Origin of the sequence: Ensifer sp. ENS07 (assembly GCF_014852185.1) — a bacterium.
GTDB lineage: Bacteria > Pseudomonadota > Alphaproteobacteria > Rhizobiales > Rhizobiaceae > Ensifer > Ensifer adhaerens.
In genome coordinates, this window is sequence record NZ_JACVBE010000002.1 from 936802 (window position 1) to 951739 (window position 14938).

Consider the following 14938-nt stretch of genomic DNA (forward strand, 5'->3'; position numbering starts at 1 on the left):
TCCAGCCGCCTGGGGCTTCCTTTGGGCGAAAAGGTGGCGATCTTCAACCCCCTTTTTCATTATTCATTGCTTAAATTAACAATTCCTTTCTTAGAGATTCCGCCATGGTTGTGCCGCCGCTTTCGCCTTGCGCTGGCGAACATCGACGCCTTGCGGACGGCGGACGCAGGCATCGGCGTGGGCTATGAGCGAAACAAATACGGAAAAGCAAAGGCTTGCCGGGCCCCTGTATCACGGCATCGGCGAACGGCGACCCGTCTCTGCCGCTTCCGCGCCACCACGCCCGGTGGCAATATCCGGCCGATGCTACGGCTGATATCCCCGGACAAAAAATCGACCCCAGCCACCGGTTCTCCGCTGGAATCCGGACGGCGGCGGCTGGCGGGGACGACGGGCCGCTGCCATTCGCTATTTTTAGCTATCGCGCATTTACGGATCCTTGACCTCTGACGGCCACCTTGGAGCGAGGCGCAACATGTTTGAGCGTATGCGCCCACTCCAAAACTGCCCGCCTCCCGCGGGCATTTTTTTTGCGCGCACGGTAGCCCTGCGAGCACCAGCCGCCCGGTATTCCCAGAGACGACACCTTCCCCCGCGCGCCGCTTCAACCCGCCCCATCCTCGGCGCCCATTGCACGGGCTGAGGCCTTCCAACGTCTGGTCTTGCCTTGCCGATGGGACATGCGAACTGCGCGCCGGCCAGCCGCGATCGGCTGTTCGCCAGCGCGTTTACCACACTGCGAAAGTCCCATTGCGAGAATTTAAGGAGTTGTTAATAATAGAAAGCGGAGAGCGAGGGGCAATCCAAATTGGATCAAGATACAGGTGCCGACATCGTCGGAGCCGCCGGCATCGCTGGCGCGCGCATAACCATCATTGTTTCTGCACTCGGCGCCGGCGGCACCGAGCACGTCGTCAGTCTCGTTGCCAGCCACTGGGCCCGCCTCGGCTGCACCGTCACGGTGATTACGCTCGAAGCGCCGACCTCCGAACCCTATTACAGGCTCGATCCGCGCGTCACCATCGAGCGGCTCGACGTGCCGGTTCAGAAGGCTGGCAAGCTGCGGGCCGCCTGGCTGGTGGCAAGGCGGCTCTACCGACTGCGCTCGACGATCAGCCGCACCCGTCCCGACTTCGTGCTGAGCTTCCTGACGCGCACGAACGTGCTGACGCTGCTCGCAACGCGAGGCCTCAGGCTCCCGGTGATCGTGTCCGAGCGCAACAACCCGGCGGCGCAGCCCTTCGGCCCCTTCTGGAAATGGCTGCAGCTTCGTCTCTACCCGCGCGCCTTTGCGCTGGTGACGATGACCAAGGGCGCGCTGGACTATTTCCCGCCGAATGTTCGCCGCTCCAGCCGGGTGATCGCCAATGCGATCAATCTGCCCGACGGCTGGCAAAAGAAGCGCGGCAACAATGTGCTCACCGCCGTCGGGCGCCTGACTGAGCAAAAGGGCTTCGATCTGCTGCTCGAAGCCTTCGCCAAGGCGGCCAGCGACCACCCCGAATGGAAGCTCGTCATCTGGGGCGAAGGCGAGGCGAGAAAAGCGCTGGAAGCCCAGCGCAACGCGCTCGGATTGGCCGACCGGGTGGAAATGCCCGGCGTCACCGCGAAACCCGGCCTCTGGGTCGAAACCGCCGACCTCTTCGTCCTGTCATCCCGCTACGAAGGCTGGGGCATCGCCCTGCTTGAAGCGATGGCCGCAGGCCTCCCCGTCGTCTCCTTCGCCTGCGAATGGGGCCCGACCGACATGATTGCCAACGGCGACGACGGCATCCTCGTCGAAAACGGCGACATCAACGCCCTGGCCGAAGCCCTCTCCAACCTGATGGGCGACGAGACCCTGCGCGCCCGTCTCGCGGACAACGCCGAAGCCAATGTCCGACGCTACGACGCCGAACATATCCTCTCCCAATGGGACGCCGTGGCGCTCTCGGCACTGGAAAACTCGAGCACCCCGAGGGCCACGATGAAGCCCCGGGCCATCCCCGCTTCCGGCTAAGGATCTGGCCGCGTTAGCGGAGACAACTGCGAACGTGGCCTCGGAAAGGGTATGTCCTGACAAAGCGGTCGTGACAGGCGAGCGCTTTGTAGACCAATGTTGGTCAGCGTGCCGCCGCAGTTGAAGACCCGGTAGATGCCGGCGCCGAAGCTGCCGCCGGAGGGGACGGAAACGTTGAGCGTGGCGTCGAGCACCAGGTTGCCACCGACATCGACAAGATCGTTGAGCGCGCCACCGGCGACATTGGCCTGGCCGAATTCGAAATCGAGGAAGGAAGCGGCAGCGAGCGACAGATTGCCATTGATCGTCAACGTTCCCGGGCTGTTGCCGGGCGCCAGCGTGCCGCGGTCGTTCAGGACGACGCTGCCGCCGATCGTGCCGCTGCCGCCGGGCACGGCACCAGAACCAACCGTCGTCAGTCCGGTTGCAATCGACTGGTTGCCGTTGACCAGCAGCTTGCCGGCATCGACGTTCGTGGCACCCGAATAGCTGTTGCGCCGGAGAGGATCCGTCGCTCACGATCCTTGCATGAGGTGACGTGCAATCTGCACCAGCGCTGCATCGCTGCCGTCTGACCCCTTTGTTCGTTTTCCCGCCTCCAGCCAGCAAACGTTCATGACCGCCAGAATGTCGTCGTCGGATTGGACCACGCCTGCCGCGTCAAAGTCTCTTCGAATGATCGCAAGAATGTCGCTGCGTTCGACGTCCAGCGCCGCCATCGCAAGACCATCCGAGTAGGTCTTGGCATTTTCGCCGGCAAGGGCCAGTTTCTCCGCCGCCCAAAAGCCAACCAGCTTGTTGCGACGTACGATTCGCACCATTTCCGCGCCCGGACCAGCCATCGAAATTCTCCATTGCTGCCTGGCCGGCCATCCTAGCAGAAACCACGAGGGAGAGGGTTGGATTATCCGACGTTGGCGGAACATGCCGTGCGCAATTTCGCGTCGTACAAAATCGCTGGAAATGTCCCAAACCTGCGCGCACATCAAATCTGGGCAAAAATCAGCCAGAAAACCTAGAAAATTCAATGTTCGCAAGTGACTGGTGGGCCCGGAGGGACTCGAACCCCCAACCAAGCGGTTATGAGCCGCCGGCTCTAACCATTGAGCTACAGGCCCACTCTGGATCCGCTCCTGTCCTTAAACCGTAACGGTCCAGGGATAAGACACGGGGCAGCAACTTTAAGTGCTACGGTGGCCTTTGCGCTTCTGAACGAGGCGTGGCACCGTCGTGATCCAGGCCCGCGAACCAATGGCAGTTTGCGGGTGGCCAAGGCTCTAGCGGAAAACCTTTTTGCGGACAAGCCATTGCCGCAATGCTCACACAATCGATAGCCAAGAAGACGCTTGGGACGGAACAACCGGAGAGACATTGAAGATGATTTCCACACGCACTGCCCGCACGCTTTCGATCGCCGCCTTCGCTGCAGCTTTTGCTGGCGTTGCCGCCGCTCAGGCGCAGGAGACGGACAAGGACAAGGCCACCATCGTCGTTGCCGGCGAAGGCCGCGCGACGACCGCGCCGGACATGGCAGTCCTGCAGCTGAGCGTCGTCAAGGATGGCAAGACCGCGCGTGAAGCGCTGGACGCCAACAACAAGACCATGGCCGAAGTGCTGAAGGCGCTGAAGGACGGTGGCATTGCCGATCGCGACCTGCAGACGAGCGGCTTCATGCTCAACCCGCAATACAGCTACCCGACCAACACCGACGGCAGCAACCGCGCGCCGGAGCTGATCGGCTACCAGGTGACGAACGGCGTCAGCGTCCGCGTTCGCGATCTCGCCAAGCTCGGCGAAGTGATCGACAAGTCGGTTTCGCTCGGCGTCAACCAAGGTGGCGGCGTACAGTTCACCAACGACAAGCCGGAAGCCGTGATCACCGAAGCGCGCAAGGCAGCCGTTGCCGACGCGGTTGAGAAGGCCAAGGTGCTGGCCGAAGCGGCCGGCGTCTCGGTCGGCAAGATCGTCAACATCTCCGAGCAGGGCTTCCGCCCCGAGCCGGTGCCGATGATGCGCGCCGGCATGGCCAAGGAATATGCCGCCGACGCCGTTCCGGTCGCAACCGGCGAAAACAGCTACAACGTGACGGTCAACGTGACCTTCGAAATCAAGCAGTAAGGCTTGTCAGCAACGCCCGCGGCCAAGCGCGGGCGCTCAACGATCGAACGCCCCTGGTGCCAAGGATCGGTGCCGGGGGCTTTTCTTTTGGGCGCTGGTGATCGCGATGCACTCGACTAAGACTGGGCCCGGCGCTGAACGCCGTCCGACCTCCAGGCTTAAATTTGCCGGCACCTGCTTTGACATCGCTTCCCGCGCGCGATTTGCTGCCGTCCCTCGCCCTGCGGCATCGCCCGCGACCGCTCCGCGATCTCCGCCTAGCGTCGCCCTCGCCTTCACGTCCTCGTCATCCTCGCCGCTAAAGCGGACCTCCAGCCACATCGCATGGATCGTTGGTCCCGAGTGTTCGGTCGAGGAGATCCTTGGCAGGTGTTCCGGGCGATGGCTGACACATGGGCTGGATCCGGTCTGAAGAAGATCAGCCGATGCCTAGGCCGCAGATGTCCGCGATGGAATTGCGCCGCGCGTTCATTCGTCTGGCAATGCTAGAGGGCAAACCGGCCGGAGCCTTGCCGTCGGTTCGGCAACTACGGTGCCTGACACGACGATCGCCCGAGCGGACGATTCGCACGTGTGGACCGCGCTGTCGGCCTGATCCACTTCGCTTCGTTCACGCGTCCCGACCAGGGCTGCGCGCAACCGGCGCCCCTTGGTCGCTGCGGCGTCAAACAAAAAGCCCCCCATGCCTTGGCATGAGGGGCCATTCTTCCGCCGGCCGGGGGAGACGAGGCGGGAAGATTGCTTAGGTGTTACCAGCGGCCGATCGTCGGGCAGCCGCGGGCGTTCGCAAACACGATCGTCTGGCGTTGGCCGTGGCGACGGCCTTCGACGACGACGCGGCGCGAAGAGACGTCGGCGACATAGGCGCGGCGGAGTCCACGATCGCGGGCCTTGTCGACGGCCATCCAGGGCGCGCAACGGCCGCGGCGGTCACGGTCCCAGTGGCGGTCACGGCCGCGACCCCAGTCGCGCTCGTCACCGTAGCCGCCGTCGTAGTCGCGATACTGGACATCGACGCCACCGCGCGGGCCGAAACCGAATTCGATCGATTCCGCCGAAGCGGTGGAGGCGGCACCCAGCAGGCCGGTAAGTCCGATGACGGCGGCGGCAGCGGCGTTAAAAAGGCGGTTCTTCATAAGATCTCTCCAAGCTTGAAGGGTTCGAGGGGCAATCACCGTCCCAAGCGATTGATCAGAGAATAGGGTCGCCAAGCTGAACGACAGCGGAACCCGATGTTCATGGGACGTTCAGATTGCCAGAACGAGATGACCACACGCGCGTGGAGGAGACTTTCGTGCAAGTCACAGTCGATAAGGCATTGCTTATAAACAAGTATTTCGAAGGGCTTTGACCGCGGCCAAGGCGCTGGGACGCGCCTTCGCCTGCGCTTGGACAAGCGGCGAATCAGCCGCCGTCATCGGCGTGCCAGAGGTGATTCGCGCCCGTATTTTCCCGATCAAGACATGATCGGTCATCCGGCGGTCAGTAAGAAAACTTGAAAATGAAGGGGCGCGACCGTCAGGAGCGGTCGGCTACGCGTCGCTCAGCCGGCAAGCGCCCGCTCAAAGACGCGAATATTGCGATAATGGCTGAGGCGGGTGATGGCGCCGTCCTCGATCTCGAAGACGAGCACGCTGGGAATGGAGTAGCTCTGGCCAGTCGCAGGGGGAAAGCCTTCCATGGTCTCGCGGTAGGTGCCCCGTACCGTCAAATCGGCGGCCACGCGCTGGCCGAAGGCATCGCGCATCAGCACCACGTCTCCGAACTGCTCGTCGAAACGGCGCAGATAGTTCATCAGCCAGGCGCGCAAGGGGCCGACGCCGACGGTGCGTTGACCGGTCAGCGAATCGAGTTCTATGTCCTCATGCACGAGCCGCGCCAGCGCCTCGAAATCCCGCTGGTTCAGCGCCTCGATAAAGCCGCTGGCAATCGTCTGTGCATCGGTCATTCCGGTTCCTCCCTAGCCTCGAAGGCCGGTTCCCAAGCCCTTGCTCTCGCCCCTTTATCTAGAACCCTTGCGCCGCCGTTCAATCGTCGGCGCCGGCCAATCAGGCGGAAAGATGCAGGACGATCTCGCGGCGATGCGGGCGGTCGCGATGCTCGAAGAGGTAGAGCCCCTGCCAGGTGCCGGTGAGCATCCGGCCACCACTGACGGGAATGCCGAGCGATACCGGCGTCAACGCCGCCTTGATATGTGCCGGCATATCGTCGGGGCCTTCCTGGGTGTGCACGATCCAGCGCATGGAGGTATCCGAGGAAGGCGGCACGAGGCGGCGAAAAAAGGCGTCCAGATCGCGCTTCACGTCCGGGTCAGCGTTCTCCTGGATGAGAAGCGAACAGGAGGTGTGCCGCACGAAGACCGTGAGCAGCCCCTCGCAGTCGGCGTTGGCGCGTACGAAGGCCGCCGCCTGGTCGGTAAATTCATAGAGCCCCTGGCCATGGGTGGCGATGGTGATGCGCGTTTGCGGCATGAAGGCCTCCGGCAGGCGGTCGCATCCGCCTGAGAAGCGGTGCGACCCGGTGATATGCCCAATGCTTCTATCCCCGGACCGCTCCCGGTCCAAGGCGATCTGCCGCAATCCGTCGCGCAAACAGCGCCTACATCTCCAGGAAGGCCTCGAAGCCGCCATAGATCATGCGCTTGCCGTCGAACACCTGCTTCCAGGCATCGCCCTGCAGCCGCGGATCGGCCATGACCTTGGCAACGATCGCGTCGCGCTCGGCGCGGGATTTGTAGGTGATCCAGGAGAACACCACCGTCTCATCGTCCTTGGCCTGCACCGAGCGGGGAAAGGACGTCACTTCGCCATAGGGCGCGTCATCCGCCAGGCATTCGTTGTAGGCGAGCGCGCCGTGCTCCATCCACACCTCACCCGCCGCCTTCGCCATCGCCTTGTAGGCCTCGATATTCGCCTTCGGCACGGCAACGATAAAGCCATCCACATAGGTCATCGACATAGTCTCCTCTGTTCGTTCTACGAGCATAGGACGCAGGACGGCCAAGAGTTCCGACATCGGGACGGAATTTTCTTTCAAGTGCGGCGCTGCTTTTGTCGGAACCGCGCTTCCCCGTTCGTCCTTGGCCGGTAGCATCCAAATCGGGAGACACCCATGCAGAAGATCACGCCGTTTCTCTGGTTCGACGATCAGCTGGAGGACGCCATCACTTTCTACACCGACATTTTCCGCAACACCCGCATCACCGACGTGAAGCGGGGCCCCGACGGCAGGGCCTTTACCGCATCCTTCGAGATCGAGGGGCAGCACTTCATGGGGCTCAACGGCGGGCCGCATTTCAAGTTCAGCGAGGCCGTGTCGTTCTTCCTGCGCTGCACCGACCAGGCGGAAGTCGACTACTTCTGGGAAAGGCTCTTGGACGGCGGCACGCCGCAGCATTGCGGCTGGCTGAAGGACAGGTTCGGTCTTTCCTGGCAGATCATCCCGGACGCCCTGATGCGCCACCTCGGCGATCCTGATCCGGCGCGTGCCGCCCGCGCCCAGCAGGCGATGATGGGCATGGTGAAGATCGATGTCGCGGAACTTGATCGCGCAGCCGCTGGTTAAGCGGAAGAACGGTCCCCTGGCGCCGGCTCAACCGGGCTGCGGCGTTAGCTGCCGCAGCCTCTGAGCTGCTTGCTGTAGACCTGGGCCATGCCGGCCGCCCGCTTGGCGCCGTTCTTGGCCGTATCGCTCCAGTTGCCTCGGGAATAGCCGCCGTGGCCATGGTAATAGGCGATGTAGAGCCTGTAGGCGTCGTTGAGGGCGATGCCGTTCCGCTGGGCACTTTCGCGATGGTACCAGGCGATGAAGCGGATCGCGTCGCCGAAGTCCGAACGCCGCGCCGCCCAGCGGCCGGTCTCGCTCTGATAGCGCGCCCAGGTGCCGTCGAGCGCCTGGGAATAGCCGTAGGCGGTCGAAGCGCGCGTCCAGGGGATGAAGCCGAAAAGCTTGGTGCGTGGCGGACGGGCATTATGGCGGAAGCCGGATTCGGTGTAGATCGTCGCCATCAGGATCGGCACGGGCACGCCGTATTCACGCTGGGCGCTATAGGCTTCCCGGCGCCAATTGTTGAAAAGGCCATCTTGCTGCTCGAAAACCGCGCAGGCATTCCGGGTGTCTCTCGGCACCGTTCCGCAGCCGGCCAGCAACAGGAGGACGACGACAAATACGCAACGCATCGCAGAACCTCTTGCTTCCCGCAGCACGGCTTGCGCGCAAGGCAATGCCGCGGGAAAAATGCTCGAACACCACGGGCCGCCCGTCGGGGCCGCGGCGCTCCAGAGATTGATAAAACGTAAACCTTAAGGATCTCTTTTGATTCAAAGGAGAACCATCGAAGGCCCGGCCATTGAACTTTCGCCACCGGAGGTTTTACGATCCACGGGAGACATGCCGCGCCAGCCATTGGGCGCAAAGGAGCGTATCGATGAAAGTATCCGCCTTGATGGTGCTCGCCTTCACCGGCCTGTTCGCCGCGACTGGCCTCGCGCGCGCCGACGAATGCGCCGATGCGAGCGACCAGGCGACGATGAATGCCTGCGCCGACAAGGCGCTGAAGGCCTCCGACGCCGAACTGAACGCCCTTTACAAGCAAATCCAGGGACGCCTGAAGGACGATGCCGACAAGACGAAGCTGCTGGTTGCCGCGCAAAGGGCCTGGATCGCCTATCGCGATGCCGAATGCGATTTCGCAAGCTCGGGCGTTGCCGGCGGCTCCGCCCAGCCGATGATCACGCTTGAATGCCGCGACGATCGCACACAGAAGCGCGTCGCCGACTTCAAGACCTATCTGAGCTGTGAGGAGGGCGATCTCAGTTGCGTCCTGCCGCCGGCAAACTGATCCGGAAAAGAGCGACGGTCACGGCGCTCGTAGCGGCGCTTCTCTGCCACGCCGGCAGCAACGCCGGGGCGGCAGATATCGACGCGCTTTATCGCAGTGACGCGATCGTCACCGGCACGGGTGAGGCCAACCGTGAGATCGGTTTTCGCGAATGCCTGCGTGAAGTGCTCGTCAAACTATCCGGCGATCCGATGATCACAGAGGCGCCCCGGTTTGCTGCAGCGGAGGCCAAGGCCGGCAGCTTCGTCTCGACCTTCTCCTACCGCGATCGCCTCGAAGGCATCCCGATCCATGACGAACAGGGCACGCACGACCGCCCGCATGACCTCACCTGCCGGTACCAGCCAGCAACACTGAATCCGCTTCTCGCAGAACTCGGCCGCAAGCCATGGCTCTCCCCTCGCCCGGCGATCGCCGTATGGCTGGCGGTCAAGGACCAGAAGCGCCGCTTCGTGCTGACACGCGACGGCAGTGAAAGCCCCTATATGGCGGATTCGCTTGAGGCAGCTGCAAGGCCGCTGGCGCTTTCGACCGTGCTGCCGGATGCGGCGACCGTAACCGCCCGGAAACCCGCGCTCGACACCCTGCCGCAAGCGGATCCGGCGCAGCTCTTTTCACCCGTGACACAAACCGACGGCGACGTGCCGCTCCTCGGCACGCTCGTCTGGTCCGACGCCGCCCGTGGCTGGATCGCCCAATGGCAGATGGACGCGGGCGGCAAGCGTTACCGCTGGCAGTTGAGCGGCATCAGCTTTGACGACGCCTTTCGCAACGCCATGCGCGGCGCGGCCCGCATCCTCTCAGGAAACGGTGCGCCGTGAACGAGGCATCTGGCGTTGTGGCCGCGATTATCCTCACGGCCGCAACACCGGCTGTTCATCCAAGCGAGGCGATCAGTTCGCGATAGGCAGCCTCAGGGAAAGCTTTCAGCGTCGTCGAGCGCACATTGCCGGCCATGCCAAGCGTGAGCGCGAAGCGTGCGGCCACCGCATCGTCAGGCGCTTCGACGATGGCCACCATGTCGTAGTCGCCCATGGTCAGGAAGAAATGCTTGAAGGAGCCGCCCATCTCGCCGAGCACATTCCGTGCGAGGTCGAGCCTTTTCGGGGAATCACGCACATTCTTGACGCCCTGCTCGGTCCAGTTGAGGAGCATGACATACGTCGTCATCTGACACCTCCACGGGGGCACGCTTCACGCCCGCGGTGCGATTGCTCCCGCGTACAAGACGGGGTGCCCCAGATTACTGCGAAGGGGCGACTATACTCCCCGGCGAAAGCGCCCACAATAAATCGCATGGGTGAGGCGGAAACGAAAAAGCCGGGCACGTGGCCCGGCTTTCGATCTTTCCATGTCCCCGACTTTAGCTGTCGAGGAAGCTTCTGAGCTTCCTGGAGCGGCTCGGATGCTTGAGCTTGCGGAGCGCCTTCGCCTCGATCTGACGGATACGTTCGCGGGTAACCGAGAACTGCTGGCCGACTTCTTCGAGCGTATGGTCGGTGTTCATGCCGATGCCGAAGCGCATGCGCAGAACGCGCTCTTCGCGCGGCGTCAGCGAGGCGAGAACGCGGGTGGTTGTCTCGCGCAGGTTCGCCTGGATGGCGGCGTCGATCGGCAGCAGTGCGTTCTTGTCCTCGATGAAATCGCCGAGGTGCGAATCCTCTTCGTCACCGACAGGCGTTTCGAGCGAGATCGGCTCCTTGGCGATCTTCAGGACCTTGCGGACCTTTTCGAGCGGCATGGCGAGCTTTTCGGCCAGTTCTTCCGGCGTCGGCTCGCGGCCGATCTCGTGCAGCATCTGGCGCGAGGTGCGGACGATCTTGTTGATCGTCTCGATCATGTGCACCGGGATGCGGATCGTGCGGGCCTGGTCGGCGATCGACCGGGTGATCGCCTGACGGATCCACCAGGTGGCATAGGTCGAGAACTTGTAACCGCGGCGGTATTCGAACTTGTCGACCGCCTTCATCAGGCCGATGTTGCCTTCCTGGATGAGATCGAGGAACTGCAGGCCGCGGTTGGTGTACTTCTTGGCGATGGAGATGACGAGGCGCAGGTTCGCTTCGACCATTTCCTTCTTGGCGATACGCGCTTCGCGCTCGCCCTTCTGCACCATCGAAACGATGCGGCGGAACTCGGCGATCGAGATGCCGGTTTCCGTGGCCAGATTCTGGATCTCCTGGCGGATGTCGCGGATCGTCTGGTTTTCGCTCTTGGCGAATTCCTTCCAGCCCTTGCCGGCCAGGTTGCTGATCGACTTCATCCAGTTCGGATCAAGTTCGGCGCCCGAATACTGCTCCAGGAACGAGTCGCGCTTGACGCCGTAGGATTCTGCAAGACGCAGCAGACGGCCTTCGTTCTGCATCAGGCGCTTGGAGATGTCGTAGAGCTGCTCGACCAGGCTGTCGACGCGGTTCTGGTTGAGCGACAGCGACTTGACCGCCTTGATCAGCTCGTCCTTGAGTTCCTTGTAGCGGCGCTCCTGTGCGGGCGACAGCGTGCCGGTGGCAGCAAGGCGGGCTTCCACCTGCTGGTCCTGCAGCTTGCGCAGCTTCTTGTAGGTCTCCGCGATGATGTCGAGGGTTTCCATGACCTGCGGGCGCAGTTCCGCTTCCATGGCGGCGAGCGAGAGGTTCGACTCGTCGTCGTCTTCCTCTTCCTCCTCGGCTGGCATGACATCGCCGCCGACATTGGTGATGTCGTCGTCGTTGGCAGGCGAGCGAACCTTGCGGGTCTTTTCCTTTTCCTCGGCAGCCTTGCGGTCGGCCTCGATCTTTTCCGGGCTCTGGAACTGCGGAGCAGCCTTGGCCTCGGGACCGGAATAGGTGGTCTCGAGATCGATGATCTCGCGCAGAAGCGTCTGGCCTTCATTCAGTTCGTCGCGCCAGATAATCAGCGCCTGGAAGGTCAGCGGGCTCTCACAGAGACCGGCGATCATTGTCTCGCGGCCAGCCTCGATGCGCTTGGCAATCGCGATCTCGCCTTCGCGCGACAGAAGCTCGACCGAACCCATTTCGCGCAGGTACATGCGAACCGGGTCGTCAGTGCGATCGGTCGGTTCCTTCTTCTTGCTGGTGGCAAGCGAAGTACCGCTGGAAGGGGCCAGTTCGCCGCCTTCGCTTTCGTTATCGTCGTCGCTGGCCTCATCGTCGCCGCCGCCGGCAGCTTCTTCGGCTTCCTCGTCCTCGATCACGTTGATGCCCATGTCGGACAGCATCGCCATCGTGTCTTCGATCTGTTCGGAGGTGACTTCCTCGGACGGAAGGACGGAGTTCAGCTCGTCCATCGTCACGTAGCCGCGCTTCTTGGCAGCCTTGATCATCTTCTTGACAGCGTCATCGGAAAGATCGAGAAGCGGGCCGTCCGGAGCGCCTTCGCGTTCTACGTCAGCTTCTTCGTTTTCTTTGACTTTGGTTGCCATTTAGTTCGTCGCTTTCCTTGTCGCAACCGGCGTGAGCCCGGTGCCAATGCCGCTCGAAGGTCCGGGTGCGCCGCGCACCCGCCACCGAATCATTTCCCCTGACGTAACGGGATGATGTTTAATTCCTGTTTAACCACGAGTGTACTCGTGGCAAAGCGGACAAGCTCCGACAGTCCTGCCACTGAAACGTCTCTGGCATGATTCCCTAACCGCCGTGTCATCTCGCCATTTCTTATTCGGAAATGGTGATTCCCAGAATTTTCGATCCCGTCAAGCATTTCCGCTGAAAAACCGGATGATTCGGTAAAAATCACCGTTCCTGTCGCTTTTTGGGGTTTATCAGCTTCCGCTGAAGATGTAGGCGCTGCCCGCCAAAAGACAAGGGTAGCAACAATTTAATCGGCAAGGTCTCGTTGTGCCATATGCGCACGCGCAACCAGGACTGCATTTTTCGGTCCGGTCCTAAACCGACCGGCCGTCGTATTTGACGACTTTCACCGCCTCGATATCGAACTCCGGCAGGCAGCGCAGGTTGATCGCCGCCATCTTCCCATGCGGCCCGTCGCCCTCACCGAATGGCGCGATTCCGCAGGTGTCGCAGAACCGGTGCTGGATCACATGCTTGTTGAAGACATAGGTCGAGAGGTCCGCTTCCGGCGTCGTCAGCGTCAGCTTGTCGCGGGCAACGAAGGCGAGCAGTCCGCCGCGACGACGGCAGAGCGAGCAATTGCAGTCGATCGCTTCGCCAAATTCCCCTTCCACCTCGAAGGCGATCTTGCCGCAATGACAGCTTCCCTCATAACGCATGCATGCATCTCCTCTACTTCCCGGTGCGACGACGTCGCCACTGCCATCAAGATAGAGCCTCCCTGCCCTCAAGCAAGCGCAGGCGGCAGCCAGGCATGTGCACGCAAAACGATTCCCGAAGGAGCCCATTGTCGAGGAAAAATCGCAAGATTATTCCGGCTTTTTGCTTGCGCTTGACCTGATCGCGCAGGACCTTCGCACCGAAACGGAGGCTCGAATGCTCATCAAGGAAACCGACGCCATGCGGGTGTTATCGATCGGTCGGCGGCTCACCATTCCAGACGTCAAGACGGAGAGCGCCATGCTGGCGCCTCTCATCGAGGCGGAGATGGAACGTGCAGGCATGATGCCCGCAGGCCCTTGGATCTTCATCGCGAACGATCTACCGAAAAACGCCAAGACGCCGTTCGACTGGCGCATCTGCCGCCCGGTCACGGGCGGCAAGGATTATCGCGGCGCGCTCGATCTGATCGAACTGGAGCCGATCATGGTGGCGTCCACGCTGCACCAGGGTCCGATGCGCAGCCTTTTCACCCAGGGCTACGCGCCGCTGGTCGCAATGATCGAGATGTCCAGGCACAATTTCTCCGGCGAGAGCCGCGAGATTTATCATCGCTGGGCGGGCCAGGGCGCCCGCTATCACGAGATCGAGATCCAGTTCGGCCTCGCCAACTGAACCGCCGCCGTTCACGGGTACGGCGGCCCTTGCGACCTTACCAGTCCATGACGACCTTTCCGGAATTGCCGGAGCGCATGGCTTGAAAGCCGTCGCGGAACTCGTCGATCTTGATGCGGTGGGTGATGACGGGGGCAAGGTCGAGGCCGCCCTGCACGAAGGCGATCATCTTGTACCAGGTCTCGAACATCTCGCGGCCATAGATGCCCTTGAGGTTGAGCATCTTGAAGATCACCTTGTTCCAGTCGATCTCGAAGCCGGCCGGTGCGATGCCGAGGATGGCGATCTTGCCGCCATTGTTCATCTTGTCGATCATGTCGCGGAAGGCAGGGGCCGCGCCGGACATTTCCAGCCCGACGTCAAAACCTTCGGTCATGCCGATCGCCTTCATCACGTCGGCAAGGTTTTCCTTCGAGGCATCGACGACATGGTCGATGCCGACGCTTTTCGCGAGCGCCAGCCGCGTCGGGTTGATGTCGGTGATCACCACCTTGCGCGCGCCGGAACGCTTGGCGACCAGCGCCCCCATGATGCCGATCGGACCGGCGCCGGTCACCAGCACGTCCTCGCCGACGAGATCGAAGGAGAGTGCTGTGTGCACGGCATTGCCGAACGGATCGAAGATCGCCGCGATCTCGTCGGGCACATCCTCCGGGATCGGCACGACGTTATACTCCGGCAGGCAGACGAACTCGCCGAACGAGCCCGGCCGGTTGACGCCGACGCCGAGCGTGTTGCGGCACAGATGCCCGCGGCCGGCCCGGCAGTTGCGGCACTTGCCGCAGACGATATGGCCCTCGCCCGAGACGCGCTCGCCGACATGGTACTTGGTGACGGCCGATCCGACCTCGGCGATCTCGCCCATGAACTCGTGACCAACGACCATCGGCACCGGAATGGTCTTTTGCGCCCACTGGTCCCAGTTCCAGATGTGCACGTCGGTGCCGCAGATCGCCGATTTCTTCACCTTGATCAGCACGTCGTTCGGGCCGATCTCCGGCACCGGCACGCGCTCCATCCAGAGGCCCTCTTCCGGCTTCGACTTCACCAGCGCCTTCATCATGTTCGTCATCAGTC

At 62.4% G+C, this 14938-nt stretch carries 18 protein-coding genes and 1 tRNA gene; 7 read left to right on the plus strand and 12 right to left on the minus strand.

The window, feature by feature from the left end:
- The first annotated feature begins 33 nt into the window (after positions 1–33).
- Complete coding sequence (locus IB277_RS11695; protein ID WP_210339595.1) at positions 34–450, plus strand: hypothetical protein; 417 nt, start codon at positions 34–36, stop codon at positions 448–450.
- A gap of 358 nt (positions 451–808) precedes the next feature.
- Complete coding sequence (locus IB277_RS11700) at positions 809–1999, plus strand: glycosyltransferase family 4 protein (RefSeq protein WP_090294396.1); 1191 nt, start codon at positions 809–811, stop codon at positions 1997–1999.
- Here the strand turns inward: IB277_RS11700 and IB277_RS11705 are convergent.
- The 3 genes from IB277_RS11705 to IB277_RS11715 all read right to left on the minus strand — a co-directional run bounded on the left by IB277_RS11705 (position 1996) and on the right by IB277_RS11715 (position 3117).
- Entirely contained in the window at positions 1996–2394 is a 399-nt protein-coding gene (locus IB277_RS11705) for a hypothetical protein (protein ID WP_090294399.1), read from the minus strand. The genes IB277_RS11700 and IB277_RS11705 overlap by 4 nt on opposite strands.
- A 120-nt stretch (positions 2395–2514) precedes the next feature.
- The gene (locus IB277_RS11710; RefSeq protein ID WP_060515850.1) at positions 2515–2841 is read right to left on the minus strand and encodes an ATPase inhibitor subunit zeta; all 327 of its coding nucleotides are present in this window, start codon (positions 2839–2841) and stop codon (positions 2515–2517) included.
- A 200-nt stretch (positions 2842–3041) separates the two neighbouring features.
- Positions 3042–3117, minus strand: a tRNA-Ile gene (locus IB277_RS11715).
- Positions 3118–3376: 259 nt separating this feature from the next.
- On the opposite strand from IB277_RS11715, the gene IB277_RS11720 reads away from it, so the two are divergent.
- Positions 3377–4117 (plus strand): SIMPL domain-containing protein, encoded by a 741-nt coding sequence (locus IB277_RS11720; RefSeq protein WP_034803426.1) that lies wholly within the window; start codon positions 3377–3379, stop codon positions 4115–4117.
- 749 nt (positions 4118–4866) lie between these two features.
- Here the strand turns inward: IB277_RS11720 and IB277_RS11725 are convergent.
- The 4 genes from IB277_RS11725 to IB277_RS11740 form a co-directional block, all read right to left on the minus strand.
- Positions 4867–5253, minus strand: coding sequence for a hypothetical protein (locus IB277_RS11725; protein WP_034803430.1), 387 nt, complete (start codon positions 5251–5253; stop codon positions 4867–4869).
- A 407-nt stretch (positions 5254–5660) separates the two neighbouring features.
- Positions 5661–6065: a ketosteroid isomerase-related protein gene (locus tag IB277_RS11730; protein ID WP_034803432.1), complete on the minus strand. Its 405-nt coding sequence runs from the start codon at positions 6063–6065 to the stop codon at positions 5661–5663.
- Positions 6066–6165: 100 nt separating this feature from the next.
- Positions 6166–6588: a secondary thiamine-phosphate synthase enzyme YjbQ gene (locus tag IB277_RS11735; RefSeq protein ID WP_110818704.1), complete on the minus strand. Its 423-nt coding sequence runs from the start codon at positions 6586–6588 to the stop codon at positions 6166–6168.
- A gap of 127 nt (positions 6589–6715) precedes the next feature.
- The gene (locus IB277_RS11740) at positions 6716–7069 is read right to left on the minus strand and encodes a DUF1428 domain-containing protein (protein ID WP_090294485.1); all 354 of its coding nucleotides are present in this window, start codon (positions 7067–7069) and stop codon (positions 6716–6718) included.
- Between the two features lie 159 nt (positions 7070–7228).
- Between IB277_RS11740 and IB277_RS11745 the strand changes: the two genes are divergently transcribed.
- Positions 7229–7681 carry a VOC family protein gene (locus tag IB277_RS11745; RefSeq protein WP_090294405.1) on the plus strand — a complete coding sequence of 151 codons (453 nt, stop codon included), beginning with the start codon at positions 7229–7231 and terminating at the stop codon, positions 7679–7681.
- A gap of 44 nt (positions 7682–7725) precedes the next feature.
- Here the strand turns inward: IB277_RS11745 and IB277_RS11750 are convergent, their stop codons facing one another.
- On the minus strand, positions 7726–8295 hold the full coding sequence (locus tag IB277_RS11750) for a membrane protein (RefSeq protein ID WP_034803436.1): 570 nt from the start codon (positions 8293–8295) through the stop codon (positions 7726–7728).
- A gap of 248 nt (positions 8296–8543) precedes the next feature.
- Here IB277_RS11750 and IB277_RS11755 point away from each other — a divergent pair, with 248 nt between their 5' ends.
- Both IB277_RS11755 and IB277_RS11760 read left to right on the plus strand, forming a co-directional pair.
- Positions 8544–8957: a lysozyme inhibitor LprI family protein gene (locus IB277_RS11755; RefSeq protein ID WP_090294407.1), complete on the plus strand. Its 414-nt coding sequence runs from the start codon at positions 8544–8546 to the stop codon at positions 8955–8957.
- Entirely contained in the window at positions 8933–9778 is an 846-nt protein-coding gene (locus IB277_RS11760) for a DUF2066 domain-containing protein (protein ID WP_090294409.1), read from the plus strand. The genes IB277_RS11755 and IB277_RS11760 overlap by 25 nt, the downstream gene beginning before the upstream one ends.
- 55 nt (positions 9779–9833) lie before the next feature.
- Here the strand turns inward: IB277_RS11760 and IB277_RS11765 are convergent, their stop codons facing one another.
- The 3 genes from IB277_RS11765 to IB277_RS11775 all read right to left on the minus strand — a co-directional run bounded on the left by IB277_RS11765 (position 9834) and on the right by IB277_RS11775 (position 13185).
- Positions 9834–10127, minus strand: a complete 294-nt coding sequence (locus tag IB277_RS11765) for a GYD domain-containing protein (protein ID WP_034803438.1) — start codon at positions 10125–10127, stop codon at positions 9834–9836.
- Between the two features lie 193 nt (positions 10128–10320).
- Positions 10321–12378, minus strand: coding sequence for an RNA polymerase sigma factor RpoD (gene rpoD, locus IB277_RS11770; RefSeq protein ID WP_034803439.1), 2058 nt, complete (start codon positions 12376–12378; stop codon positions 10321–10323).
- A gap of 462 nt (positions 12379–12840) precedes the next feature.
- Entirely contained in the window at positions 12841–13185 is a 345-nt protein-coding gene (locus IB277_RS11775; protein ID WP_034803441.1) for a GFA family protein, read from the minus strand.
- Between the two features lie 217 nt (positions 13186–13402).
- Between IB277_RS11775 and IB277_RS11780 the strand changes: the two genes are divergently transcribed.
- On the plus strand, positions 13403–13861 hold the full coding sequence (locus IB277_RS11780; protein WP_090294487.1) for a hypothetical protein: 459 nt from the start codon (positions 13403–13405) through the stop codon (positions 13859–13861).
- A gap of 37 nt (positions 13862–13898) precedes the next feature.
- Here the strand turns inward: IB277_RS11780 and tdh are convergent, their stop codons facing one another.
- On the minus strand, positions 13899–14933 hold the full coding sequence (gene tdh / locus IB277_RS11785) for an L-threonine 3-dehydrogenase (protein ID WP_060611193.1): 1035 nt from the start codon (positions 14931–14933) through the stop codon (positions 13899–13901).
- Positions 14934–14938 lie beyond the last annotated feature (5 nt).